The organism is Leisingera sp. UBA4491, from assembly GCF_002388965.1.
In the GTDB taxonomy this organism is placed as follows: domain Bacteria; phylum Pseudomonadota; class Alphaproteobacteria; order Rhodobacterales; family Rhodobacteraceae; genus Leisingera; species Leisingera aquaemixtae.
This window is the reverse complement of record NZ_DGNN01000028.1, coordinates 266658-291210: the sequence shown is the minus strand read 5'-3', so window position 1 is coordinate 291210 and position 24553 is coordinate 266658. Positions and strand designations below refer to the sequence as shown.

Annotated in this window: 24 protein-coding genes; 21 read left to right on the top strand and 3 right to left on the bottom strand. The window is 61.6% G+C overall.

The genetic code is table 11. The annotated features are described in order from the left end of the window. Positions 1–146 precede the first annotated feature (146 nt). The gene (locus tag B2P87_RS17730; protein ID WP_141891961.1) at positions 147–1034 is read right to left on the bottom strand and encodes a LysR family transcriptional regulator; all 888 of its coding nucleotides are present in this window, start codon (positions 1032–1034) and stop codon (positions 147–149) included. Positions 1035–1163: 129 nt separating this feature from the next. Between B2P87_RS17730 and B2P87_RS17725 the strand changes: the two genes are divergently transcribed. The 15 genes from B2P87_RS17725 (at position 1164) to B2P87_RS17660 (ending at position 18128) form a co-directional block, all read left to right on the top strand. After that, entirely contained in the window at positions 1164–2210 is a 1047-nt protein-coding gene (locus B2P87_RS17725; RefSeq protein ID WP_244940833.1) for a D-cysteine desulfhydrase, read from the top strand. A gap of 34 nt (positions 2211–2244) precedes the next feature. After that, the gene (locus B2P87_RS17720) at positions 2245–3108 is read left to right on the top strand and encodes an amino acid ABC transporter substrate-binding protein (protein ID WP_141891963.1); all 864 of its coding nucleotides are present in this window, start codon (positions 2245–2247) and stop codon (positions 3106–3108) included. A 72-nt stretch (positions 3109–3180) separates the two neighbouring features. Next, positions 3181–3897: an amino acid ABC transporter permease gene (locus B2P87_RS17715; RefSeq protein ID WP_141891964.1), complete on the top strand. Its 717-nt coding sequence runs from the start codon at positions 3181–3183 to the stop codon at positions 3895–3897. Positions 3898–3900: 3 nt separating this feature from the next. After that, positions 3901–4557: an amino acid ABC transporter permease gene (locus B2P87_RS17710; protein WP_141891965.1), complete on the top strand. Its 657-nt coding sequence runs from the start codon at positions 3901–3903 to the stop codon at positions 4555–4557. After that, entirely contained in the window at positions 4554–5282 is a 729-nt protein-coding gene (locus B2P87_RS17705; RefSeq protein WP_141891966.1) for an amino acid ABC transporter ATP-binding protein, read from the top strand. Before B2P87_RS17710 ends, B2P87_RS17705 begins: the two co-directional genes overlap by 4 nt. Before the next feature lie 525 nt (positions 5283–5807). Further along, complete coding sequence (locus B2P87_RS17700; protein WP_141891967.1) at positions 5808–6392, top strand: ANTAR domain-containing response regulator; 585 nt, start codon at positions 5808–5810, stop codon at positions 6390–6392. After that, positions 6389–7567, top strand: a complete 1179-nt coding sequence (locus B2P87_RS17695; protein ID WP_141891968.1) for a CmpA/NrtA family ABC transporter substrate-binding protein — start codon at positions 6389–6391, stop codon at positions 7565–7567. The genes B2P87_RS17700 and B2P87_RS17695 overlap by 4 nt, the downstream gene beginning before the upstream one ends. A gap of 265 nt (positions 7568–7832) precedes the next feature. Further along, positions 7833–9200: a CmpA/NrtA family ABC transporter substrate-binding protein gene (locus B2P87_RS17690; protein WP_141891969.1), complete on the top strand. Its 1368-nt coding sequence runs from the start codon at positions 7833–7835 to the stop codon at positions 9198–9200. A gap of 85 nt (positions 9201–9285) precedes the next feature. Continuing rightward, positions 9286–10359 carry an ABC transporter permease gene (locus B2P87_RS17685; RefSeq protein WP_141891970.1) on the top strand — a complete coding sequence of 358 codons (1074 nt, stop codon included), beginning with the start codon at positions 9286–9288 and terminating at the stop codon, positions 10357–10359. 6 nt (positions 10360–10365) lie between these two features. Continuing rightward, on the top strand, positions 10366–12048 hold the full coding sequence (locus B2P87_RS17680) for an ABC transporter ATP-binding protein (RefSeq protein WP_141891971.1): 1683 nt from the start codon (positions 10366–10368) through the stop codon (positions 12046–12048). Between the two features lie 4 nt (positions 12049–12052). Further along, the gene (gene nirB, locus B2P87_RS17675) at positions 12053–14494 is read left to right on the top strand and encodes a nitrite reductase large subunit NirB (protein WP_141891972.1); all 2442 of its coding nucleotides are present in this window, start codon (positions 12053–12055) and stop codon (positions 14492–14494) included. Then, positions 14491–14823 (top strand): nitrite reductase small subunit NirD, encoded by a 333-nt coding sequence (nirD, locus tag B2P87_RS17670; protein ID WP_141891973.1) that lies wholly within the window; start codon positions 14491–14493, stop codon positions 14821–14823. The genes nirB and nirD overlap by 4 nt, the downstream gene beginning before the upstream one ends. Then, positions 14823–17453 (top strand): nitrate reductase, encoded by a 2631-nt coding sequence (locus tag B2P87_RS17665; RefSeq protein ID WP_141891974.1) that lies wholly within the window; start codon positions 14823–14825, stop codon positions 17451–17453. Before nirD ends, B2P87_RS17665 begins: the two co-directional genes overlap by 1 nt. 59 nt (positions 17454–17512) lie before the next feature. Continuing rightward, complete coding sequence (locus B2P87_RS20030; RefSeq protein ID WP_244940834.1) at positions 17513–17593, top strand: SAM-dependent methyltransferase; 81 nt, start codon at positions 17513–17515, stop codon at positions 17591–17593. 169 nt (positions 17594–17762) lie between these two features. Continuing rightward, the gene (locus B2P87_RS17660; RefSeq protein ID WP_333867904.1) at positions 17763–18128 is read left to right on the top strand and encodes an SAM-dependent methyltransferase; all 366 of its coding nucleotides are present in this window, start codon (positions 17763–17765) and stop codon (positions 18126–18128) included. 386 nt (positions 18129–18514) lie between these two features. Here B2P87_RS17660 and B2P87_RS17655 read toward each other — a convergent pair whose 3' ends face one another. Then, entirely contained in the window at positions 18515–18757 is a 243-nt protein-coding gene (locus B2P87_RS17655; protein ID WP_141891975.1) for a hypothetical protein, read from the bottom strand. 153 nt (positions 18758–18910) lie between these two features. Between B2P87_RS17655 and B2P87_RS17650 the strand changes: the two genes are divergently transcribed. Continuing rightward, positions 18911–19645 carry a Crp/Fnr family transcriptional regulator gene (locus tag B2P87_RS17650; protein WP_141891976.1) on the top strand — a complete coding sequence of 245 codons (735 nt, stop codon included), beginning with the start codon at positions 18911–18913 and terminating at the stop codon, positions 19643–19645. Between the two features lie 57 nt (positions 19646–19702). Here B2P87_RS17650 and B2P87_RS17645 read toward each other — a convergent pair whose 3' ends face one another. Beyond that, on the bottom strand, positions 19703–19891 hold the full coding sequence (locus B2P87_RS17645; RefSeq protein ID WP_141891977.1) for a hypothetical protein: 189 nt from the start codon (positions 19889–19891) through the stop codon (positions 19703–19705). A 536-nt stretch (positions 19892–20427) separates the two neighbouring features. Here B2P87_RS17645 and B2P87_RS17640 point away from each other — a divergent pair. The 5 genes from B2P87_RS17640 (at position 20428) to B2P87_RS17620 (ending at position 24344) form a co-directional block, all read left to right on the top strand. Next, positions 20428–20706, top strand: coding sequence for a hypothetical protein (locus tag B2P87_RS17640; protein WP_141891978.1), 279 nt, complete (start codon positions 20428–20430; stop codon positions 20704–20706). A gap of 33 nt (positions 20707–20739) precedes the next feature. Further along, on the top strand, positions 20740–21093 hold the full coding sequence (locus B2P87_RS17635; protein WP_141891979.1) for a hypothetical protein: 354 nt from the start codon (positions 20740–20742) through the stop codon (positions 21091–21093). Then, positions 21065–21934 (top strand): hypothetical protein, encoded by an 870-nt coding sequence (locus B2P87_RS17630; RefSeq protein ID WP_286853033.1) that lies wholly within the window; start codon positions 21065–21067, stop codon positions 21932–21934. Before B2P87_RS17635 ends, B2P87_RS17630 begins: the two co-directional genes overlap by 29 nt. Positions 21935–22245: 311 nt before the next feature. Then, entirely contained in the window at positions 22246–23226 is a 981-nt protein-coding gene (locus tag B2P87_RS17625; RefSeq protein WP_244940760.1) for a DUF1611 domain-containing protein, read from the top strand. Further along, complete coding sequence (locus tag B2P87_RS17620; protein WP_141891982.1) at positions 23223–24344, top strand: alanine/ornithine racemase family PLP-dependent enzyme; 1122 nt, start codon at positions 23223–23225, stop codon at positions 24342–24344. Before B2P87_RS17625 ends, B2P87_RS17620 begins: the two co-directional genes overlap by 4 nt. Positions 24345–24553: the final 209 nt, after the last annotated feature.

Here is a 24553-nt window from a genome sequence, read left to right as displayed (position 1 = left end):
CAAAATCTCTGACGACGGACACCGAAAAAGTTTCACGGTGAAAATGCTCCCGCCCTCCCTGAAACCAGAAAGGGCCAAAACTGGCCGGTTTTTCCGCCGCCCGCAGACCGCCGCCTACAGGCCACCGCAGGCGTTTCGAGCTTCCGTCAAACCAAGTCAGCAACTGTTTTCCGGAAATGTGCCCCGCGTGGATTGGATACATGGGTATATAGGACGATATCCAGCGGCAGACGGCCGTACTCTGGAGAGAGAATGACAGCATCACCGGAAATGATGTGGTTCTGAATGATGGAGTGAGGCACCCAGGCGGCGCCGCTTCCTTCAAGAACCATCTGGGAAATCCCCACCGAAAATGCGCTTTCCACTGCCGGCGTACCCGTCCAGGCGCGTTCAGCCCTGTTTTGATGCAGCGTTAAAATCTGTCCAAAGAAACTTTCGGCAGGATAATCAATGCAGGGAGCATCCGGCGGCAGTATCTGGCCTTCCAGGAGATCATGCCGCAGCGCGCCGCCGGCGACGGGAAGCAGGGTGTCCCGCCGCCAGACATAACGGTCAACAGTGTCGTCAAAAGGTACCTGCGGCAGTTCACGGTACTCATAGCTCAAAAGCACGTCGCCTTCGTGGCGCAGAAACGTGGACATGGCAGATACCTGGTTTTGCGTCCGCAGCCGGATTTGCGGCGTCCGGCCGCTGTTGCGGAATTTGCGGAGAATCTCCGGAACAACAGACACTGACAGCGAGTGCTGCGTTACCAGCACCAGCGGTTCGCCAATGCCTTCCGAATTCTTCAGATGCCCATGCAATTGCCTTAAATGTGCCAGCAGCGCCCGGATCTGTGGCTCGCTTTGAAGCAATGTGGGAGACAGCTCTACCCGGTTGGCCTCACGCACCAGCAAGCTTCTGCCAATCCAATGCTCCAAGGCCCGTATGCGCCTGGAAAAGGCTGGTTGTGTTACGTTCCTGCGTGCTGCCGCGGCAGTCAGGCTGCGCTCCTCCAGCAGGATCAAAGCGTCTTCGAAAAGGCGGGTATCCATGTCTGCTCATACAATATGTATGAGTAGGCTGCAATGTTTGCATTATTCAACGGCCATTCCAGCGTCTAGCCTTACTGAAAATACGCAAAAGGGATGTATTCGATGAACACCGCAGTGACAGAAGACACAATGGCCGGGGGTGGCAACCTTGCGCTTGTAAAGCGCGCACTTGGAAACTTCCCGCGCGTGCGGCTGGGCCATCTGCCGACCCCTTTGGAACCTCTGGATAGATTGAGCGAAGAACTGGGCGGGCCGCGCATCTGGGTCAAGCGCGATGACTGCACCGGTCTTGCCTCTGGCGGCAACAAGACCCGCAAGCTGGAATTTCTGATGGCAGAAGCGCTGAAACTCGGTGCCGATACGGTTATTACCCAGGGAGCCACCCAGTCCAACCACGCCCGCCAGACGGCGGCGGCGGCGGCCAAGCTGGGCCTGGATTGCCAAATCCTTTTGGAGGACCGCACCGGGTCGAATGACGTGGCCTATAACTTCAACGGCAATGTTCTGCTGGACCAGTTGCATGGCGCAACCATCTCCAAGCGGGCCGGCGGTGCCGACATGAATGCCGAGATGGAAACCCTGGCTGGCGCGCTCCAAGACCAGGGCCGCAAGACCTATATAATTCCGGGCGGCGGCTCCAACCGCGTTGGCGCGCTGGGGTATGTGAACTGCGCCGCCGAACTGGAGGAGCAGGCCGGAGCGCTTGGGCTGAAGGTCGACGCGCTGGTTCATGCCACTGGCAGTTCCGGAACTCAGGCGGGGCTGGTGGCGGGGCTTGCAGGTCTTGCAAGTGACATTCACCTGCTTGGGATCGGCGTGCGGGCGCCGCAGGAGAAACAGGAGAGCATGGTCTTTGATCTGGCCTGCAAGACCATGGATTACCTTGGCATGGGGGCCGAAATCGACCGGGCGTCGGTTCGGGCGAATTGCGACTATGTGGGGCCGGGTTACGGGCTGCCGACCGAGGGTATGCGCGCGGCGCTTCTGAAGCTGGCCCGGCTGGAGGGGCTTCTGTTTGATCCGGTCTATTCTGGCAAGGGAGTCGACGGCCTGATCGACCAAGTCCGAAGGGGTTATTTCGACGGCATGGATAACATCGTGTTCCTTCATACCGGCGGCAGCGCAGCGCTGTTTGGATACCCCGGTATCTTCGGTCTGCCGGGCTATCAGGATTAACAAAAGCACAAGACAATTCAATAGGGAGAAAAACATGAAACTTCTGAAACCAGCCGCCGCCCTGGCCTTTGCTTTGGCCCTGGCGGCCCCGGCCGCCGCCCAGGAACGCACGGGAACCCTGGCCAAGATTGATGCCTCGGGCGAGATCGTCCTCGGGCATCGCGAAAGCTCGGTTCCCTTTGCCTATCTTGATGAAAACCAGAAACCGGTTGGCTATTCGATCGACCTTTGCATGAAAGTGGTCGATGCGGTGTCTGCGGAACTGGGCAAGGAACTGTCGATCAAATACGTGCCGGTGAATCCGAAAACCCGGATCGCACTGATGGCCAATGGCACAATTGATCTGGAATGCGGCTCAACCACCAACAACCTTACGCGTCAGGATCAGGTGGAATACCTGCCCACCACCTTTATCACCGGAACCAAACTGATGGTGCGCAAAGGGGCGGGGATTGGCTCGGTTGCAGATCTGGAAGGCAAAGCCGTGGCATTGGCGCAGGGCACCACCAACGAGCGCGCGGTAAAGGCGGCAATTGAAGAACTGGGCTTGGACGTGAAGGTGCTGCCGGTGCGCGACCATGCCGAGGGCATGCTGTCGCTGGAAACTGACCGGGTGGATGTCTATGCAACCGATCACATCTTGCTGTTCGGGCTGATCGCCAAGTCGAAAACTCCCGATTCATTTGAGGTCGTTGGCGATTTCCTCTCCTTCGACCCCTATGCGCTGATGGTGCGCCGCGACGATAGCGCCTTTGAATTGGTGGGCAAGAAGGCCCTGGCCGAAGTGTTCCGCTCAGGCGAGATCAACGAGATCTATTCTAAGTGGTTCGATCCGCTGGGCGTTGCGCAGACCGATCTGCTGAAGGCCGCGTTCCAGATCAACGCGCTGCCCGAATAATATCTTCCCGCGCTTGCACGGTCGGGCCTTCGCCGCTTGCGGGGCCCGGCACCTTCAACAGGGTAAACAATCATGAACTACAACTGGAACTGGGGCGTCCTCTTTGAGGAGGAGTACCTGGGCTGGCTGATATCAGGGGTGGGCTGGACCTTTGCGGTCGCGCTTGCAGCCTGGGTTTTGGCACTGGCCGTCGGGGTGCTAGTAGGTGTCGGACGCACACTGCCGTCAAAGCCCGTCGCCACCCTCTGCACCGCATATGTCGAGCTTTTCCGCAATGTGCCGCTCCTGGTGCAGCTGTTCCTGTGGTATTTCGTGATGCCCGAGATCGTCCCGGACGATCTGGGCCGCTGGATGAAGCGGGATATGCCAAACCCCGAGTATGTCACCGCTGTGATCGGCCTGGGCCTCTATACGGCCAGCCGCGTTGCGGAACAGGTCCGCGCCGGGATCAACGCTGTGGGTCCCGGCCTGACCAGCGCGGCCTACGCCAACGGCTTCTCGACTGCGCAAACCTACCGCTATGTGCTGCTGCCGATTTCCTTCCGGCTGATCGTGCCGCCGATGACGTCCGAGTTCCTGACCATCTTCAAGAACTCCTCCTTGGCGCTCACCATCGGGCTTCTGGAGCTGACTGCGCAAAGCCAGCAGATCGCGGAATACACCTTTCAGGGGTTCGAAGCCTTCACCGCCGCAACGGTCATTTATGTGGTTATTGCGCTTGGCGCGACGGTGATCGCGCAGACGCTTGAAAAATATACCCGTATCCCGGGTTATGTCGGAAAGGACTGAGCCATGGGTGATTTCGATCTTTCCGTCATTTGGAATAATCTTCCCTTTCTGTGGCAGGGTCTGCAGCTGTCGCTATGGCTCACCTTGCTGGCGGTTATTGGGGGCATCATCCTGGGCACCGGCCTGGCACTGATGCGGCTTTCCGGCATCATGCCCCTGGCTCTGGCTGCCGCTGGCTATGTGAACCTGATCCGCTCGGTGCCGCTGATCCTGGTGATCTTCTGGTTCTACTTCCTGGTGCCTCTGGCCCTGGGCCGCCCGATCGGCGGATTCTATTCGGCGCTGATCGCCTTTGTCATGTTTGAGGCGGCCTACTATTCGGAAATCATCCGCGCTGGCATTCAGTCGGTCCGTAAGGGGCAAGTGCATGCCGGGCAGGCAACAGGACTCAGCTATTGGCAGATTCAGCGCTATGTGGTTCTGCCGCAGGCGTTCCGCAACATGATCCCGATCCTGGTGACCCAGGGTATCATCCTGTTTCAGGACACCAGCCTGATCTTTGTTGTCAGCCTGCGCGACTTCATGACCGCTTCCTCAATCGTCGCCCGCACTGAGGGCCGGCTGGCGGAAATGTACATCTTCGCAGCCCTTGTCTACTTCACCATTTGCTTCGCCGGCTCGCTTTTTGTCCGGCGCCTTCAGAAGGCCAAAACCGCATGATCAGCATCGAAAACATCTCCAAATGGTATGGCGACTTTCAGGTGCTGACCGATTGCACCACCCATGTCGGCAAGGGCGAGGTGGTGGTTGTCTGCGGGCCGTCCGGCTCGGGAAAATCGACCCTGATCAAATGCGTGAATGGGCTGGAGCCGGTGCAGCAGGGCCGCATCCTGGTGGAGGATGCGGATGTCACCGCCAAGGGCACCAATCTGACCAGGCTTCGCTCGCGGATCGGCATGGTGTTTCAGCACTTTGAGCTCTACCCGCACATGAGCGTGCGCGAAAACCTGTGCCTGGGCCAGCAGAAGGTCCTGGGCAGGTCGCGCGACGAGGCCAATGCCAAGGCCGAGGCCCTGATCAGCCGGGTCGGGCTGCTGCCGCATATCGAGAAGTTTCCCGGGCAGCTGTCTGGCGGCCAGCAGCAGCGGGTGGCAATCAGCCGGGCGCTGGCGATGGACCCGATTGCGATGCTGTTTGACGAACCGACATCAGCGCTCGACCCGGAGATGATCAACGAGGTGCTGGACGTGATGGTTGAACTGGCGCAGGACGGTATGACGATGATGGTTGTCACCCACGAGATGGGCTTTGCCCGCAAGGTGGCGGACCGGGTGGTGTTCATGGATGCCGGCCGGGTCGTCGAAGACCGCGCCACGGAAGAGTTCTTCGGTAATCCAGAAAGCGAACGGGCACAGGACTTCCTGAGCAAGATTCTGAATCATTAGGCTTGCCCGGCGGGCTTGCGCCCGAAGGTGCCTTCAGCACTTGGCGCACGCCCGGACAGAGACCTGCTGGGAGCCGTCTTGACGTGTTGTGCGGAAAAGACTTCTTCCACGTCGTCTTTGTCGAGATCGGCCGCGGCGAAAAGGGCGGATTACATTTTGCACTTCAGGCTGATTTGAATGCCCGGTCTGGCGGCATTGGCTGCAACACAGCGGTGAGCGTGCCGCGCCTGCGAGCGGATGCTGCGTTAGCAAACACCCGGAGGGGCAACGGCGGCAATATCGGCACGGGGGGCAAGCCTGCCATTCGCCGCACATGCAGACAGGAAGCTCGCACATGTCCGCTGTAGGCACATATCACCCATTGCGGACATTAAAGCCGGCGTTTTGGCTGCCGCCAGTGTGTGTCTCCTCCCTGCTTAAAGCTCGGGCAGTAAGCTCAAATTTTCGGCGCCAACGGGCTGTTGTAAAATTGCGCCATACCTGCAGCCTTTACAGCCGTCTTCCACCCTTTTCATGCTCTGCCGCATGCCCGATGCCCTGTCCATTGTTGTTGTCGAAACCGACGGTGACCGCGCCTTCATGATTGTGGACGGGCTGCGGGACGCCGGGGAATTTGACATTCAGGTCATCTCGGAACCTTCAGGCCTCGCGCGTCAGATACAGATGCGTGACCCGGATGTGGTGCTGATCGACATCGCCAACCCCTCCCGCGATGTGCTGGAGGAACTGACGCTGGCCTCAGGCCCCAAGGACCGGCCAGTGGCGATGTTTGTGGACCGCAGTGAAGACGGCATGACTGCGGCCGCTGTTGAAGCCGGGGTTTCGGCTTACGTGGTTGACGGGCTGCAGGCCGCCCGGCTGAAACCGGTCTTGGACGCAGCCATCGCGCGTTTCCGGCTGTTTCAGCGCATGCGCACCGAGCTTGCAGAAACCAAACGGGCCCTGGAAGAACGCAAGGTCATCGACCGCGCCAAAGGGATGGTCATGAAGGCCAGGGGCATCGGCGAGGACGAAGCCTACGCGCTGCTGCGAAAGGCCGCGATGGACCAGAACAAGCGCGTCGCGGAGGTCGCGCTGGCGCTGGTCACCGCGGCAGGGCTGCTGGCATGAGCGCAACACGCATCCCCGCCGGTTATGTTCCGCTGACTGATGCGGCGCCGCTGATTGCCGCACAGGAAATGGGCTTTGCCGCCGAAGAACGGCTGAGTCTGGAGCTGCACCGCGCGCCCTCGTGGTCTTCCCTGCGCGACATGCTGGCGTTCGGGCAGGTGGATGCCGCTCAGATGCTCGCGCCGGTGCCGGTCGCCGCGGCGCTTGGCGTTGGCGGCGCCAGCGCGCCATTCTCTGTTCTGTCAGTGCTGTCCGTCAACGGCACCGTCATTGGCGTCAGCAGCAGCCTGGCCCGCAGACTTGCCGATGCAGGGCACAATTTTTCCTTCGATGATGCCGCATCCGCCGGAAAGGCACTGATAGCCGCAGCCGGCCCTGGCCTGCGGATTGGCGTGCCGTTTCCCTTTTCCATGCATATGGAACTGCTGCACTACTGGCTGCAAGGGTTGGCGGCTGACACCGGCCGCGGCATCAGCATCCGCACCGTCCCGCCGCCGCTGATGACCGATGCCATCACAAGCGGTGAAATAGACGCGTTCTGCGTTGGCGAACCTTGGGGATCCATCGCGGTAGAAAATGGCGCGGGGGCGCTGCTGTTGCCCGGTCGGGCGATCTGGTCCTTTGCGCCGGAAAAGGTGCTGGCCGTCCGCAGTACCTGGGCAGAGGCCGAACCCGGACTGACCGGCCGCCTGATCCGGACCCTGTGGCGTGCAGGCCGCTGGCTGGCCGACCCGGCTTCCCGCGGGCTGGCGGCGGAAATCCTGTCCGCGCGGCAGTATCTCGATCTGCCCGCCGAAATCATCGAACGCGCGCTGTCGGGCAAGTTCACGGTCACGCCCCAGGGGCTGCAGCGTGAAGTCCCCGGATTTATCGGCTTCCATGACGGCGCCGCGGGCTTTCCCTGGCGCAGACAAGCCCAATGGATTGCGCTGCAACTGGCGGAACGGACTGGCCTCGACCGGCACAGGGCGCTGGAATTGGCCGGGCCGGTCTTCCGCAGCGATCTATACCGCACCGCCCTGGCCGGGACCGGTGCGGACCTGCCCGGCGCCTCGTCGAAACTGGAAGGCGCAACCGGCGCCCCGCTGCTGGCCGCAGGAGAATCGGAAGCGGTCAGGCTGCTGCCGAACCGGTTCTTTGATGGCCGTGTTTTTGATCCCATGGCCGCGGACTGATGAAAAAGCAGGCAGCTTGCCCCGCTGCAACGCTGCAACGCAGAATTTCATGCTGCGCGAGCAAAGAAACCTTTGGCGCAGGCCGGGTCTTCCGGCAGTCTGAAGTCAGACAGGCAACGGAGCCTGACTGAGAATTTTCCCGAAGACCGGGTTTCACTGAGCAAAGCCGCTCGACCCGCCGCCACTCCTCCTGGCGGTGCGTGTCAGCGGCTTTTTTCTGTTCCGTCCCCTGGGCGGGGCGCAGCTAGGAAAAGGAACCAACCCGATGAAGACACTTATAATGGCGCTTGCGGCCTCGACTGCCCTGACCGAGCCGGCTTGGGCCGGAACACTGGAGATGGAAAAGGACGTGCTGACTTTCGGCTTCATCAAGCTGACGGATATGGCGCCGCTGGCGGTGGCTTATGAGAAGGGCTTTTTCGATGACGAGGGGCTGTTTGTCACGCTCGAAGCGCAGGCGAACTGGAAGGTCCTTCTGGATGGCGTGATCGGCGGCACCCTTGACGGCGCCCATATGCTGGCAGGCCAGCCGCTGGCCGCGACCATCGGTTACGGCACTGAAGCGCATATCGTCACACCGTTTTCCATGGATTTGAACGGCAACGGCATCACGCTCTCCAACGAAGTTTGGGAGATGATGAAACCGAACCTGCCCACGGATGCTGACGGCAAGATCGCGCATCCGATCTCCGCCTCTTTCCTGAAGCCGGTGATCGAGGACTTCAACGCCAAGGGCAAGCCCTTCAACATGGGCATGGTCTTCCCGGTCTCCACCCACAACTATGAGCTGCGCTACTGGCTGGCGGCCGGCGGAATTAATCCAGGCTACTACTCGCCTGAAAACGTGACCGGGCAGATCGGCGCCGAGGCGTTCCTGTCGGTGACGCCTCCGCCGCAGATGCCCGCGACGCTGGAGGCCGGCACGATCTCCGGCTACTGCGTGGGGGAGCCATGGAACCAGCAGGCTGTGTTCAAGGGCATCGGAGTGCCGGTCATCACCGACTACGAGCTGTGGAAGAATAACCCCGAAAAGGTCTTCGGCATCACCGCGGAATTCGCCGAGGAAAACCCGAACACCACGCTGGCAATCGTCAAGGCGCTGATCCGTGCGGCCATGTGGCTGGATGAAAACGGCAACGCCAACCGCCCGGAAGCGGTGGAGATCCTGTCGCGCCCCGATTACGTCGGCGCGGACTATGAGGTGATCGCCAATTCGATGACCGGCACCTTCGAGTATGAGAAGGGCGACAAACGCGATGTTCCGGATTTCAACGTGTTCTTCCGCTACAACGCCACATACCCGTTCTACTCGGATGCGGTCTGGTACCTGACCCAGATGCGCCGTTGGGGGCAGATCGCCGAGGCCAAGCCCGACAGCTGGTATGACGAGGTCGCCCGGTCGGTCTACAAGCCGGAGATCTACCTCGAAGCCGCAAAAATGCTGGTGGATGAGGGGCTTGCCAGTTCCGAGGACTTCCCCTGGGACAGCGATGGCTACAAGGCCCCGACGCCCGCAGAGGACATCATCGATGGCATCCCCTTCGATGGCAAAGCGCCCAACGCCTATATCGACAGCCTGCCGATCGGACTGAAGGCCGGCCAAACCGTCGTCGGCAGTGCCATTCAGGGCTGACCCCGGACAGGAGGGCAGGGGGCAGTAACCCGGCAAGGGCCGCCGCCGCTCCACGCCCACCCCGCACGCATCAGAGGATGACACCATGACGATCGCCGATCCCGACCCGCTCAGCTCCGAGGCCCGCCGCGCCCGGCTTTTTACCCGCATCAGCAAGATGGACGCCTGGTTTCAGGTCTTTGGCCTGGCCTGGGTCACCCCCGTGCTGAAAGCCGCCGCCGGGGACAATCCCAAGGCGCAGTTGAAGGAAATCTGGCGGCTGCTGGCAGTTCCCGTCATCGCCATTGCCGGCTTCCTCATGCTCTGGGCCATGCTGGCACCCAAGGTTCAGACCTCGCTGGGCGCCATTCCCGGCCCGGGTGCGGTGTGGACCGAAGCGGTGAACCTGCACCAGGATGCGCAGGCCAAGGCCGCCAAGGAGCGCGCCCACCAAGAGAAGGTGGAGGCCCGCAACCAGCGCTTTATCGACCGCGGCCAGCCGGAACGGGTCAAGGACATTCCCTATACCGGCGCGCCGTCCTACTACCAGCAGATTTGGACTTCGATAAAGACCGTCTTCTTCGGCTTCCTGATTGCCGCCGCCGTGGCGATCCCGCTGGGCATTCTGGCCGGTTTGTCGCCGGCTGCGAACGCTGCCATCAATCCGCTGGTGCAGATTTTCAAACCAGTGTCGCCGCTGGCCTGGCTACCGATTGTGACCATGGTTGTTTCGGCGCTTTATGCCACCAACGACGGGTTGTTTTCCAAGTCGTTCCTGGTCTCTGCCATCACTGTCACGCTGTGTTCGCTGTGGCCTGCGCTGATCAACACCGCATTGGGGGTGGCCTCCATCGACAAGGATCTGGTGAATGTCTCCAAGGTTCTGAAAATGAACACCTATACCAAGATCACCAAGCTGGTGCTGCCCTCGGCCCTGCCGCTGATCTTCACTGGGTTGCGGTTGTCGCTAGGGGTCGGCTGGATGGTGCTGATCGCGGCAGAGATGCTGGCGCAGAACCCGGGCCTTGGCAAATTCGTCTGGGACGAATTCCAGAACGGCTCCAGCCAGTCGCTGGCCAGGATCATCGTTGCGGTGCTGACCATCGGCCTCATCGGCTTCCTGCTGGACCGGGTGATGTACGCGCTGCAGTCGCTGTTTACCTTCACGAACAACCGGTGATCCGCCATGAGCATTCTTGAATTCAAATATGTCTCCAAGAGCTTTGGCGAGGGCACCAGCCGCACGCAAGTTCTGAAAAACATCAGCCTCAGTGTTCAGGAGGGCGAGTTCCTTGTGCTGCTGGGCTTCTCCGGCACCGGCAAGACAACCCTGATCAACCTGATGGCCGGGCTGGAGAGGCCGTCGCAGGGCACCGTCTCCTATCGGGGCAGGGAAATCACCGGCCCCGGTCCGGAGCGCGGCGTGATTTTCCAAAGCTACTCGCTGATGCCCTGGCTGACGGTGAGCGGCAATGTTGCGCTGGCGGTGGACACCGTGTTTCCCGGCCTGCCCAAGGCGGAAAAACAGGCGAAGGTGAACCGCTATGTGAAAATGGTCGGCCTCAGCCATGCCGCCAGCCGCCGCCCTGCAGAACTGTCGGGTGGCATGCGCCAGCGGGTCAATGTGGCCCGCGCCCTGGCGATGGACCCGGAGGTGCTCTTGCTGGATGAGCCGCTGTCGGCCCTGGATGCGCTGACCCGCGCCAATTTGGCGGAGGAGATCGAGATGATCTGGGAGGCGGACAAGAAGACCTGCGTGCTGATCACCAATGACGTGGACGAGGCGATCCTGCTGGCTGACCGCATCATCGCCCTGAACCCGGACGGCAGCCTGGGAGAGGCGTTCCAAGTCACCATTCCCCGTCCGCGCGACCGTTCCGCCATTAACACGGACGAGACTATCAAGCGCTTGCGGGCAGAGGTCACTTCCTACCTGATGGACGTGGGGGTCAAGGCCAGGATCGAAGGCTCGAAGATCCTGCCGAACGTGACCCCGATCCACGGTTTGCCTGCTGCCGTGGCCGAAGCCTCGAAGTCGCTGACAGAAGAACGCTTTCTGGATTTCTCGCAGCTGCACAAGATCTATCCGACGCCCAAGGGGCCGCTGACCGTGGTCGAGGATTTCAACCTCAAGATCAACAAGGGCGAATTCATCTCGCTGATCGGCCACTCGGGCTGCGGCAAGTCCACGGTGCTGACCATGGCGGCCGGGCTGAACCCGATTTCCAAGGGGGCGATCAAGCTGGACCGCCGCCACGTCGAGGGCGCCGACCCGGAGCGCGCCGTTGTGTTCCAGTCGCCCAACCTGTTTCCCTGGCTGACCGCCCGCGAAAACTGCGCCATCGGAGTCGACAAGGTCTATCCCAAGGCGTCCCAGGCGGAGAGGCAGGACGTGGTCGAATACTACCTGGAGCGCGTCGGCCTGGCGGACGCGATGGACAAGCCCGCCAGCGCCATGTCGAACGGCATGCAGCAGCGGGTCGGCATCGCCCGCGCCTTTGCGCTTTCGCCCAAGCTGCTGCTGCTGGATGAACCCTTCGGCATGCTCGACAGCCTCACCCGCTGGGAGTTGCAGGAAGTGCTGATGGAGGTCTGGAGCCGCACCAAGGTGACCGCCATCTGCGTTACCCACGACGTGGATGAGGCAATCCTGCTGGCGGACCGGGTGGTGATGATGACCAACGGCCCGCAGGCCACCATCGGCAAGATCACCGACGTGAACCTGCCGCGCCCGCGCACCCGCAAGGCGCTGCTGGAGCACCCGGATTACTACGCCTACCGGCAGGAGGTGCTCGATTTCCTCGAAGAATACGAGCACGGGACCAAACCCGCCGCCAAACCGGCCGCAGACAAGATAGCAGCGGAGTGAGACCATGACCCAGAAACTCGTCATTATCGGGGCCGGCATGGCCTCCGGCCGGGTGATCGAGCATCTGCTCGATGCAGCCCCCGGGGCCTATGACATTACCCTGTTCAACGCCGAGCCGCGCGGCAATTACAACCGCATCATGCTGAGCCCGGTGCTGTCGGGCGAAAAGACTTATGAGGAGATCGTCACCCATTCGGACGCGTGGTACGCGGAGCGCGGCGTCACCTGCCGCTTCGGCGAGCATGTGGTGAAGATCGACCCCGAGATGAAAGTGGTCGAAGGCGAAAACGGCCATGTGCCCTATGACAAGCTGGTGATCGCCACCGGCTCCGCCCCCTTCATCATCCCGGTGCCGGGTCACGATTTGCCGGGGGTGATCTCCTACCGCGATCTGGACGACACCAACGCGATGATCGAGGCCGCCGCAAAGGGCGGCAAGGCGGTGGTGATCGGCGGCGGCCTGCTGGGTCTGGAAGCCGCCGCAGGGCTCAAGGAGCGCGGCATGGACGTGACCGTGCTGCACCTGACGGGCCACCTGATGGAGCGCCAGCTCGACGAGGCCGCGGGTTATCTCCTGCGCAAGGATCTGGAGGCGCGCGGCATCACCGTGAAGACCCGGGCCTCGACCAAGGCGATCCTGGGCGAGGACCGCGCCCAGGCGGTGCTGCTGGAAAGCGGCGAGACGCTTGGTGCCGATCTGGTGGTGATGGCGGTGGGCATCCGCCCGGAAACCCGGCTTGCCACCGACGCGCATCTGGATGTGGCGCGCGGCATCGAGGTGAACGCGCAGATGCAGACCTCCGACCCGGATATCTATGCGGTGGGCGAATGTGTGGAATTCGACGGCCATCTCTTTGGCTTGGTGGCTCCGCTTTATGATCAGGCCAAGGTTCTGGCGGACAGCCTTTTGGGAAGGCCGAATGCCTTTGCGGTCAAGGAACTGGCCACCAAGCTCAAGGTCACCGGCTGCGATCTGTTCAGCGCCGGGGACTTCGCGGAAGGCGAGACGCGCGAGGATATCGTGTTCCGCGATCCCGCCCGCGGCATCTACAAGCGGTTGGTCATTGAAGGCGACCGGCTGGTCGGCGCCGTCATGTACGGGGACACTGCCGATGGCGGCTGGTTCTTCGGGCTGATCAAGGACGGCACCCCCATCAGCGGGATGCGCGAAACGCTGATTTTCGGCCCGGCCTTCCAGGGGGGGGCCTCCGCGGACCCTCTGTCAGCCGTTGCAGCCTTGCCGCCTGAGGCGGAGATCTGCGGCTGCAACGGCGTCTGCAAGGGACAGATTACCAGCGCCATCGAAGGCGGCGCCAGCGACCTCGGCGCGATCCGCGCCACGACCAAGGCCAGCGCCTCCTGCGGCACCTGCACCGGGCTTGTTGAACAGCTCCTGTCGGTGACGCTGGGCGACAACTACGCGGCGCCCCAGGCCCAGCCCGTTTGCGGCTGCACCAGCCACACCCACGAGGACGTCCGCCGCCTGATCAAAAGCCGCGAGCTGAAAAGCCAGGCCGCGGTCTGGCAGGAACTGGGCTGGACCACCCCCAACGGCTGCCATGTCTGCCGCCCGGCGGTGAACTATTACTTGCTGGCGGACTGGCCGCTGGAGTACCGGGACGACCCGCAAAGCCGTTTTGTCAACGAACGCAAGCACGCCAACATCCAGAAGGACGGCACCTTCTCCGTGGTGCCGAGGATGTGGGGCGGCATCACCACCCCGGACGAGCTGCGCGCCATCGCCGATGCCGCCGACAAATACGGCGTGCCGACGGTCAAGGTCACTGGCGGCCAGCGCATTGATCTCTTGGGTGTCAGGGGTGAGGACCTGCCCGGCATCTGGTCCGATCTGAACCGCGCCGGGCTGGTTTCGGGCCATGCCTATTCCAAAGGGCTGCGCACGGTGAAGACCTGCGTCGGCACCGACCATTGCCGCTTTGGCACCCAGGACTCGACTGGGCTGGGCATCAAGCTGGAGAAACACCTGTGGGGGTCCTGGACGCCGCACAAGCTGAAGCTTGCGGTCTCCGGCTGCCCGCGCAACTGCGCCGAGGCAACCTGCAAGGATATCGGCGTCGTCTGTGTCGACAGCGGCTACGAGATTCACGTCGGCGGCGCTGCGGGGATGGAGATCAAGGGCACTGAGGTCTTGTGCAAGGTGACGAGTGAGGAGGAGGCGGTCGAGGTGATCTCTGCTATGACCCAGATCTACCGCGAAAATGCCCGCTATCTGGACCGGATCTACAAATGGCTGGCCAGGGTCGGCCTTGACTGGGTCAAGGCGCAGATCGTCGACGACCTTGAGAACCGCAGGGCGCTGGCGGAGCGGTTTGCGCTGTCGCAATCCGTCTACCGCAAGGATCCCTGGGCGGAGCACGCACAGAACAGCACCACGCGGGCGCAATACGCGCCGCTTGCCAATCTCACACTGGAGGCTGCGGAATGAACTGGATCGACATCGGCCAAATCGACGACATCCCGCTGCAGGGCGCGCGGGTGGTGAAGACCCCCATGGGCTGCGTCGCCCTGTTCCGCACCGGAGAGGACGAGGTCTTTGCCGCCGATGACCGCTGCCCGCATAAGGGCGGCCCGCTGTCTGAAGGCATCGTGCACGGCCAAAGCGTCACCTGTCCGCTGCACAACTGGGTGTTCGACCTGAACACCGGCCAGGCGCAGGGAGCAGATGAAGGCCGGATCGGCACCTACCCGGTACAGGTCAACGGCGGACGCCTGCTGATCGACGGGGATGCAATCGGCAAGCGGAGCGCCGCGTGATGCCCGGTGCGGATTGCCGGGAAACCCGCTCCGCCTGCCCCTATTGCGGCACCGGCTGCGGCGTGCTGCTGCGCCCGGACGGCGCGGGCGGGCTGTCGGTGCGCGGCGACCCGGACCACCCGGCCAACCGCGGGCGGCTCTGCTCCAAGGGGCTGGCGCTGGGGGAGACGCTGGGGCTGGAGGGCCGCCTGCTGGCCCCGCAAGTGAACGGTCAGGAGACGGATTGGGACAGTGCTCTGGACCTCGTGGCCGCCAGGTTCCGGCAGGCGGTGGACCGGCACGGCCCGGACAGCGTCGGGTTCTACCTGTCGGGCCAGATGCTGACCGAGGACTACTATGTCGCCAACAAGCTGATGAAGGGATTCCTCGGCTCCGCCAATATCGACACCAACTCGCGCCTGTGCATGGCCTCCACCGTCGCGGGCCACAAACGCGCCTTCGGCACCGACACGGTGCCTGGCACCTATGATGACCTCGACCAGGCGGACCTGATCGTCCTCGCGGGCTCCAATCTCGCCTGGTGCCACCCGGTTCTGTACCAGCGCATCCTCGCCGCGCGCGAAAAGCGCGGCACCAGGCTGGTGGTCATCGACCCGCGCCGCACGGCGAGCTGCGATCAGGCGGACATGCATCTGAAACTTCGGGCAGGCAGCGACGTGGCGCTGTTCAACCGGCTTTTGACCGCGCTTTATGAGGGCGGCGCGCTGGACGCGGAGTATTTGCAGCATGTGGAGGGGCTGGGAGGCGCGCTGGAATCCGCCTTTGCGAGCGATGCCTCCGTCACCGGGTTGTCTGACAGCGAAATCGCAGCCTTCTGCCGCCTCTGGATGGGCACTGAAAAGGTGGTGACCATCTTCAGCCAGGGAGTGAACCAGTCCACCTCCGGTACGGACAAGGTGAACGCGATCCTGAACTGCCATCTGGCAACCGGCCGCATTGGCAAACCCGGTTGCGGCCCCTTCTCGGTGACAGGCCAGCCGAACGCGATGGGCGGGCGCGAGGTTGGCGGACTGGCCAATATGCTGGCCTGCCATATGGATCTGGAAAACCGCAGCCACCGCGCGGCGGTGCAGGAATTCTGGTGTGCCCCCGCAATGCCGGACCGGCCCGGGCTGAAGGCGGTCGACCTGTTCCGCGCGGCAGGCGACGGGCGGCTCAAGGCGCTGTGGATCATCCATACCAACCCCGCCGTCACCATGCCTGAGGCCGGTGCCGTGCGGGCCGCGATCAAGGCCTGCGACTTCACCGTTGTGAGCGACATCACCGCGGCAACCGACACCGCGCGGCTGGCGGATGTGCTGTTGCCTGCCGCCGCCTGGGCCGAGAAGGATGGCACCGCCACCAATTCGGACCGCACCATCAGCCGCCAGCGCGCTGTCTTGCCGCCGCCGGGCCTAGCGCGCCCGGACTGGGACATTCTGGCAGACGCGGGCAGGCGGATGGGCGGGAGTGCAGCCTTCGATTACCAGTCTCCGGCGCAGATCTTCCGGGAGCATGCCGCATTGTCTGGCCTGGCCTGCAGCTTCGGGCTGGATTTCGACATTTCCGGCCTCAGCCGCATATCCGATTCTGACTACGAGAGCCTGGGCCCGGTCCGCTGGCCGGTGAGCCGGAACCGGCAGGGCGGCCGGTTCTTTGCGGACGGGCAGTTCTTTCACCCGGACGGAAAGGCCCGCATGCTGCCGGTCCGCTGGCGCCCTCCGGCGTCTGCGCCGGACCGCCAGTATCCGTTCCGCCTCAACACAGGCCGTATCCGCGACCAGTGGCACACGATGACCCGCACCGGACGAGCCGCCCGCCTTTCAGGGCATCTGGCCGAACCCTTTGCCGATATCCACCCGGAGGACGCCCAGCGGCTGGGAGTACAGCCCGCTGACCTGCTGCGCCTAAGCAGCCCGCACGGGCAGGCGATCCTGCGCGCGCGGATCACCGGCGATGTGCAGCCTGGCGATCTGTTCGTGCCGATCCACTGGACCGGCGAAACCGCTCCTTCGGCGCGTGTTGACACCCTTGTCGCCGCTGCCATTGATCCTGTTTCGGGGCAGCCGGAAAGCAAGGCCGCCGTCGTCGCGGCGGAGCGCTGGCAGCCGGCCTGGTACGGGTTTGCCGTATCCTGTCGGCCGATGGCTCCCCGGTCAGAGTACTGGGCCATGGCACGCACGGCAGCCGGGTACCGTGCAGAACTGGCCGGGGTGTCTCCGCTTGCTGATCCGGAGGCCGCGGCACGGGATCTGTTCGCCCAGCCCGAGGCCAGGGTGCAGTTAATGACAGACAGCGGCAAAGGCAGTACCCGGCTGGCGCTGTTTCATAACGGCAAGGTCATGGCAGCGCTGTTCACCGCGCCGGACCCGGTGGCGGTCAGCCGGGACTACATGGCGGGACTGCCGGGCACCAGCGCGGAAGGTGTTCTGACCGGCATTCCGGCAGCAGACCGGCCCGACCCCGGCCCGGTGGTCTGCGCCTGCTTCAACGTCGGGGCCAACACCATTTTGACCGCCATCCAAAGCGGCGGGCTGGTGAGCGTTGCGGACGTCGGCACTGCCTTGCACGCGGGAACAAACTGCGGCTCCTGCCGTCCTGACATCGCTGAATTGCTAGCGCGGCGCCAGTTCCGGCAGGCCGCGGAATAGGACGGCTCCTGATGACAGCTCCCCCTGAAACTTGAAACGCACCGGGTTCACTTGCTCTGGTGGGGGCAGGCCCCGGCGCACGCGACCTGCTGACGCTTGGCGCATTGCAAAGACTGCAGCAGGCTGACACGGTTTTTTGACCGCCTCGTTGATGGTGAGGTCTTGGAACTGGCCCGCCTTCGGCAAAAAGGGTCTTTGTTGGCAAACACGCCGGCGCCCATGACTGACTGCAGGACAGGATTAACGCGGTCATTTTGGCAGAGGCATTGAAGGGCCGCCGGGTTCTGCGCCTGAAATCGGGGGGGCAGTATCTTCGGCCGCGCTGCTGAAGAGCCGGCCGCCGCACGCGATGCCGGCATCGATGCGGAGATCGTTCCCGGGATCACCGCCGCCTGTGCCGCCGCTGCGCAGACAGGCACTCCCCTGACCGAACGCGACGGGCTGCTCCGCCAGGGCATGCTTCCCTCGACTCCTGTCACGATAGCTGTGGATGTTTCCAAGCCGGCTGCCGGGACAGTGTCTTGCGGCCTCAGAATGCTTCCGGAAATGCTGGAACTGTACGAAACCTTTGGCTGCGCAGCAATTGTCGTCAGATATCCAAAGCTCGGATCCGGGCAGCCCCCCCTCCAGACAATCAGGTTATGCCAGAATACGGTGCAACCTGAGGTGGAGTGATGTGACTTCTGCGACGCCCGGAGTGCTCCCGGCTGTCTTGGTGCAGAGGCTTGCGGTTTTGCGGAAGTTTCAGAGCTTGCTGAAGCCTTGTTCGGCCAGCTTTCGAAGAGGGTACAGAACGCGGCCAGCAACGATGAAATTCCCGGAGTTCATGCATTGGGATCACGGGGCGTATCCGTTTCAGAACGATCGCTTGGCGCCGTTATTGGTCATGCTGTACCGGCGAAGGCCGTCACGATGGCGAAGGACAGCAATCGCGCTTGCAGCCCTTGTTGCTACCGGCTTTGGAACTGAATGAGTCCACAACTTAGCCTTCTGATGCTCAAGCGTTTTGGGAGCTGTCTTCCCGATGAGGAGGGAACCCGGTCATGACTCGGCCGCGTGAGTTATCTTCGAGGTTGCCGGACGGGATTCCCGTTGGCAATAATCTGATGGATTAATGACGCAGCAGCTTGGTGACTTACCGCATCAGTTCCCGTTCCACCCGCGTTATCATGAAATGCCGCGGCATCACGAAGAACACCAATGACTTCATGCTCAGGCAGTACCTGAAGGTCTTTCATTGCCAGCAGCAATGCCTCGCAGATCGATAGCGCGGCCATTCCTGCACAGTCGGTCCGCTCGGACATTTCAACCCTTCCTTTCCTGCATTGCGTGCCATGATAAGCTGACAGAGAGGTTATCTTCATTACCCTCGCAGGAAACGAAGCAGGCCGAACTGATCCAAAGCAGTCCCGGTGACCTGCGGTGCTCAATACCACCGGGCCAGCTCAGGAGGGGTTATGAACTCGATCGAAGAAAGCCCGCTCGCAAGGAAGCTATCGGCATTTGCCGTGTTGTCAGAAGATGAACTGGCTGTGCTGGCTCAGTTGCATCAGCGCCGGAAAACCTTTGCGGCAGGTTGTGACCTTGTGCATCAGGGAGAGCCCAGACAAGCCGCCTACATTCTGGCTTCGGGCTGGGCCTGCTCCTACAAGATCCAGCCGGAGGGATCGCGCCAGATCGTCGACTTTCAGATACCGGGTGATTTTTTGGGATTGCGCAGCGTTCTGCTGCGCACTTCTGACCATAGCATCGAGCCTGTTGTGGAGATCGAAGCAGCCGAGGTTATGGCAGGTGACTTGCTAAGTGCTTTGGCCGACACCCCGAGGTTGGCGGCAGCCATACTTTGGGCGGCGTCCCGGGATGAAGCGATGGTTGTCGAGCACCTTGTCGGGCTGGGGCGCCGCGACGCAGATGCGCGAATGGCACATTTTCTGCTGGAACTTGGTGCGCGGCTGGCGTTCGTCGGACTGGGGAGCAAGGAGGGCTATGCCTGCCCCTTGACCCAGTATCATCTTGCCGACGCTCTGGGATTGACCGCAGTCCATGTTAATCGTGTTCTGCGTCAGCTTCGGGAACGGGAACTGGTCACCTTCCAGAGGGGCTATGTGAAGTTCGGAGACATTGACAGGCTCATGGTGCTGGCGGATTTCGATCCGGCGTACCTGGATCAGACTGGACCGCTTCTGAAATGAAACGGCCGCCCTTGGGTGAAGCCCGGGCAGCAGGGGAGCGGGAGCAAAACGGGGAGGTTACGCGAGAACTTGTTTCGCTGCCTCAAGCTCCCTGTACATTTCGGTATGGTTTTCATCGCTGTGCGCCTTTTCCGCAAGACGGTAATGTTTCCAAGCCGCGTCTTTCTTCGGTCCGGCAGAGGCTCTTTCGCAAGCTGCCCGTACCGAATCCAGCTTCACAGAAAGCAATCTTGTTTCGGGTGTCATTTCATTTCCTTTCAGAGGTCTCCGAGAATAAGAAGCGCGAACTATGTGCCGAACCGGTTTGGACCTGCACATACCCCGCGCTTCTTTGGCACTCGAAAACAATCACACACCAGCAAAATAAGGCGCCGGTTTAGTCTTCCTATCCGGGATAGGGCCTGCATGTACTGACACAGGTTAGCTAGCGGCTTCCCGGTTCGGGGGCTCTGCACAGGCCGGTTGCGCTCGTCTGAGAAACAAGTCGTGGATAAAGGCTATGCCTGCGCGCGTGCGCGTCAGTGCATTAGTGACTGCATTACCTCGACGCAGATCGGCAGCGGGGTGGGACTGGCCGCTCCAGGCAGCCGCAGTCTCGCTTGGTACCGGCAAAACTTGAAAACCTGAAAGGCGCTAACATCGATCAGTGCGTGAACGTCGCGCCCACCTTAAGGTCTTTGATGATACTTAGCTTTGCCGGGATCACGCCCTGAAGATCCCAGGAAGCCTCTTTGCGGCAGAGGCATCCAAAAAAGCCAAACAGGAATTCAATGAGAACCAGGATGAACACACGGTCGTCCAGATTGACGGTGACGTTTTCCCATCCGTTTTCCTTGGCCGGTTATGAAGACGAACTTCCTGCCGGAGCCTACGAAGTCATCGTGGAAGAAGAGCTTATTCAGGGGCTCAGCTTCGTGGCCTACCGGACCGCAGCAACCTATCTGCTGGTCCATGGCAGGGGCGGCCGTGCAGGCCGGACCGAGTTGCGCCTGATCACCCAGAATGACTTGGAAACTGCGCAAAGCCGCGACAGCGGATTTGACACAAAACATCAATCATAGCGACGCGGCGCTTTTCCCGCAGGAGGACCAGATATGACTTACCCCGAATGGCTTAGGCCTGGTGTTTACGGCGCATTTATTGGCGCGGTCGCCATTACCATCGCAGGTTTTTCCTGGGGCGGTTGGGTGACTGGAAGCCAAGCAGATGCAATGGCCAATTCCCGATCCCATGACGAGCTGATCGCTGCCTTGGTGCCTGTTTGCATCGACCAGGCGAACACAGATACCGACCGGACCGCCAAACTGGCATCAATCCAGGAGGCAATGTCTTACAAGCGCCGGGATGCCGTTATGGAAGCAGGCTGGGCAACGGTTCCTGGCTCAGAGCTGCCAAACCGTGCTCTTGCACAGGCATGCCTTGCCGGGCTGGATCTTGATGCATCGTGAGTCTGCAACAATGCCGGTGTTTGCGAGTTCCGGTAAAGCGCCGGATATAAAAATTGCGCCTTGGGCTTTCCTGAGGCGCCTGGTCAGACGTTTTGCAGCTGTGTCCGGTCTTTTGCTGATTTCGTCAGTGCCAGTCTTTTCGCAGCCAGGCACGTCTTCGATACCTGAAAACGCCCATGCCAGAAGTTACGGCGGCGGGTGGGAATGCAATCTGTCATACCGCCCCGCCGGCAATACATGTGTTGAAATTGTTGTGCCGCAAAACGCGTACCCGACGAACAAGCCTTATGGGACGGGATGGGAGTGCCTGCATGGGTATATCGAGGTCGAAAGCGCATCGTGTGACAAAGTTTTCATCCCGGACGGCGGGTATCTCGATCCTACCGGCAAGCGGTGGAATTGCCTGCGCGGATACCGGAAGATCGACGACATCTGCCAGGAAATTGCCCTGCCGGAAAATTCCTATCTGACGAACGACACCAGCGCGCCAGCCTGGCAGTGCAATCGAGGGTTTGAGGCAAAAGGGGAGAAATGCCTTACCATCGAAGTGCCGGAACACGCCTACCTGAACGGCTCAAGATACGGGCGTCCATGGACATGCGAGCGCGGGTTCTTTGAACAGGACGGGACATGCGCAGCCGTGTTTGTCCCTGAAAATGCATTCTTCGACGATGCACCTTACAGATCAGGGTGGAAGTGCGCCCGCGGTTACGAGGTGTCTGGAGAGCGCTGCATTCTCATAGATCTGCCTGAAAACGCTCATCTCGACAGGTCAGGCAACCGATGGGAGTGCAACAAGAGCTTTCAGCGGACAAGAGGCCGCTGCGCCCTGAGCAACTAGGAGTTGCACCTTCTGCTGCCCCGATTGGCAGCGTCATAACTTGCGGCGGGCACGTGAATGCCAAGCGCTTGTTTCAATCCAAAGGACAAATCATGGACCCCGCAGCCAAGGCCGGACTCTCAGTCCGGCGAAATATCAGCAATGGGCGCTTACGCTCACCCTTCCAATCTGGGGACACTGGAAGCACAGGCAAACTGCCGTTCCTCCCCGTTCCCACTGCAATAGTGTACTGCGAAGGAAACTTCGCCGAGAATGACGGGAAAACTGCAAACGGGCTGGTTCGCCACTCAGAGGCTTATCGGATACTTTCAGTGATCGACAGCGGGCACCACGGGAGTGACAGCGGGCAAATCCTGGATGGCGGGTTCAACCGGATTCCTATTTTCGGCAGCCTTGACGCAGCCATTGCCCACCAAAGCACAGTCCCTGATACGCTGATTTACGGGATGGCGCCGTCCAACGGGAAACTCGCTGGCGAGGACCGGCGGGTCGTTCTGGAGGCGATTTCGCGGGGAATGAATATCGTCTCTGGCCTGCATGAGTACCTTAGCGAAGATCCGGAGATCATTGCTGCCGCAAAATCCTGGAACGTCACTGTCCGGGATATCCGAAAACCGAAGCTCAGCAAGGACATGCGCCTGTTCGACGGCAGTATTGCGCGTGTAAAGGCGATCCGTATCGCCATTTTGGGAACCGACTGCGCGATTGGAAAACGGACCACGGCAACCCTCCTCGCCAGGGCACTGAATGCGCAAGGCATCAAGACGGTTCTGGTTGGCACCGGCCAAACAGGTTTGATGCAGGGGGCCAGATATGGCGTCGCAATGGACGCGGTGCCGCCGCAATTCTGCTGCGGGGAACTGGAAGGGGCTGTGCTTGCGGCGTACGAAAGCGAACAGCCGGATGTCATTCTGATCGAAGGCCAGGGCGCACTCAGCCATCCGGCGTTCTGCACATCTGCATTCATTCTGCGCGGCAGCCAGCCCGACGCGGTAATCCTTCAGCATGCACCAGCGCGGGCGCACCGCTGCGATTTCCCAGAGATGGCAATGCCAGATCCCAGTGACGAGATTGCCCTGATCGAAGCGTTTTCGGACACGAAGGTAATCGGCGTGACCCTCAACCATGAAGGGCTGACAGACGCAGGGATCAATGCCGCGATCAGGGACCATGCGCGGAAACTGGACCTGCCGGTCAGCGACGCCCTGAGCTGCCCTCCGGCGCATCTGGCTGAACTGGTTCTGTCCGCTTATCCTCAATTGCGGCCGGTGCCGGGGAAGGCCGCGTTATGACCGCGCCGCGCATGGAAATAGATCTGAGCAAAATCCGCCAGAATACGCGCGTGCTTGTCGACCGCCTGAAGCCCCGCGGGATCACTGTGACGGCGGTAACCAAAGCCGTATGCGGCCACCCGGGCATCGCAAAAGCCATGCTTGCAGGCGGTGCAATAGGGCTGGCTGATGCGCGGATGGCAAATGTTGAGCGCATGCGCGCGGCAGGAATAACCTGTCCGGTCCTGATGATCCGGACACCCATGCTGAGCCAGGTGGAGCGCGTTGTTTCGTCCTGCGAAGCCAGTTGCAACACTGAACCCGGGGTCATCGCCAGCCTCGCCGCTGCTGCCCTGCGCCAAGGCACTAATCATGGGATCATCCTGATGGTGGAGATGGGGGATCTTCGCGAAGGCATTATGCCTGAGGATCTGACCGACATCGCGCTTCAGGTCACCAGGACACCGGGCGCGCTGCTCAGAGGCATCGGTGCGAACTTTGCCTGCCTGGCCGGCCCGGCGCCCACTGCTGAGGATATGGCAGCACTCTCATCGCTTGCGAACGGCACCGAAGAAGTATGCGGTCCCTTCGTTGATGTGGTCGCCGGAGGCAGTTCCGCAAATCTTCTGTGGGCGCTTGGTACGGGACCGGCGGGAAGGGTGAACAGTTTGCGCCTAGGTGAGGCCATCCTGCTCGGCACCGATCCGGTATCCGGGAACCCGATAAGCGGGCTTCACACGGACGCTTTCGTCCTGCAGGCAGAGGTGATCGAGACGAAGGCGAAATCAAAGCTGGCTCCCTTGAAGCTGTCCGACCCCGCATTGTCAGCGCTAAGCCTGGTACCCGGCAATCATTGGAAAACCCGGTCGATCCTGGCCGTCGGGCTGCAAGACACAGATCCTGCCGGGCTCACTTTTCCCGCAGCGGTTTCCTACATCGGAGCGACCAGCGATCACCTCGTCGTGGAAACGACCAATTGCCCGCTGCGCATCGGGAGCGAGATAAGGCTGCGTGTCAATTACAGCGCCCTTCTTCGCGCCATGGCCGCGCCCGATGTTGAAAAGGTCATTTGCAGCGGCAGGCATGCAGCAGACGGTCGTACAGCCAGCCGCAATGGGCGGCACGCGGCTCTGCTGTGATACCAGCGGTTCCTTGGCAGTGCAGCTCCAAGCCTCGTTCAGCGCCTTCGAGTTTGCGGCGCCCCGTAGCAATTTGAGCCGGGAATACCTATATAAGATGTGACTGCGGGTGCTTTCTTCGCCTCACGGCGAGCCTGAAAACTGTGGCTCGCAATCGATCGGCCGCAACATCTCTTTCAATGGTCCGAGCACCGGTGACGCGGTTTTTC

Coding starts and splice junctions, on each gene's coding strand:
- nirD (WP_141891973.1), top strand. CDS start 14,491: ATGAACTGGATCGACATCGGCCAAATCGACGACATCCCGCTGCAGGGC.
- B2P87_RS17725 (WP_244940833.1), top strand. CDS start 1,164: ATGGCCGGGGGTGGCAACCTTGCGCTTGTAAAGCGCGCACTTGGAAAC.
- B2P87_RS17650 (WP_141891976.1), top strand. CDS start 18,911: ATGAACTCGATCGAAGAAAGCCCGCTCGCAAGGAAGCTATCGGCATTT.
- B2P87_RS17635 (WP_141891979.1), top strand. CDS start 20,740: ATGACTTACCCCGAATGGCTTAGGCCTGGTGTTTACGGCGCATTTATT.
- B2P87_RS17620 (WP_141891982.1), top strand. CDS start 23,223: ATGACCGCGCCGCGCATGGAAATAGATCTGAGCAAAATCCGCCAGAAT.
- B2P87_RS17655 (WP_141891975.1), bottom strand. CDS start 18,757: ATGTCCGAGCGGACCGACTGTGCAGGAATGGCCGCGCTATCGATCTGC.
- B2P87_RS17680 (WP_141891971.1), top strand. CDS start 10,366: ATGAGCATTCTTGAATTCAAATATGTCTCCAAGAGCTTTGGCGAGGGC.
- B2P87_RS17720 (WP_141891963.1), top strand. CDS start 2,245: ATGAAACTTCTGAAACCAGCCGCCGCCCTGGCCTTTGCTTTGGCCCTG.
- B2P87_RS17710 (WP_141891965.1), top strand. CDS start 3,901: ATGGGTGATTTCGATCTTTCCGTCATTTGGAATAATCTTCCCTTTCTG.
- B2P87_RS17695 (WP_141891968.1), top strand. CDS start 6,389: ATGAGCGCAACACGCATCCCCGCCGGTTATGTTCCGCTGACTGATGCG.
- B2P87_RS17690 (WP_141891969.1), top strand. CDS start 7,833: ATGAAGACACTTATAATGGCGCTTGCGGCCTCGACTGCCCTGACCGAG.
- B2P87_RS17665 (WP_141891974.1), top strand. CDS start 14,823: ATGCCCGGTGCGGATTGCCGGGAAACCCGCTCCGCCTGCCCCTATTGC.
- B2P87_RS17700 (WP_141891967.1), top strand. CDS start 5,808: ATGCCCGATGCCCTGTCCATTGTTGTTGTCGAAACCGACGGTGACCGC.
- B2P87_RS17640 (WP_141891978.1), top strand. CDS start 20,428: ATGAACACACGGTCGTCCAGATTGACGGTGACGTTTTCCCATCCGTTT.
- B2P87_RS17730 (WP_141891961.1), bottom strand. CDS start 1,034: ATGGATACCCGCCTTTTCGAAGACGCTTTGATCCTGCTGGAGGAGCGC.
- nirB (WP_141891972.1), top strand. CDS start 12,053: ATGACCCAGAAACTCGTCATTATCGGGGCCGGCATGGCCTCCGGCCGG.
- B2P87_RS17685 (WP_141891970.1), top strand. CDS start 9,286: ATGACGATCGCCGATCCCGACCCGCTCAGCTCCGAGGCCCGCCGCGCC.
- B2P87_RS17715 (WP_141891964.1), top strand. CDS start 3,181: ATGAACTACAACTGGAACTGGGGCGTCCTCTTTGAGGAGGAGTACCTG.
- B2P87_RS17705 (WP_141891966.1), top strand. CDS start 4,554: ATGATCAGCATCGAAAACATCTCCAAATGGTATGGCGACTTTCAGGTG.
- B2P87_RS17645 (WP_141891977.1), bottom strand. CDS start 19,891: ATGACACCCGAAACAAGATTGCTTTCTGTGAAGCTGGATTCGGTACGG.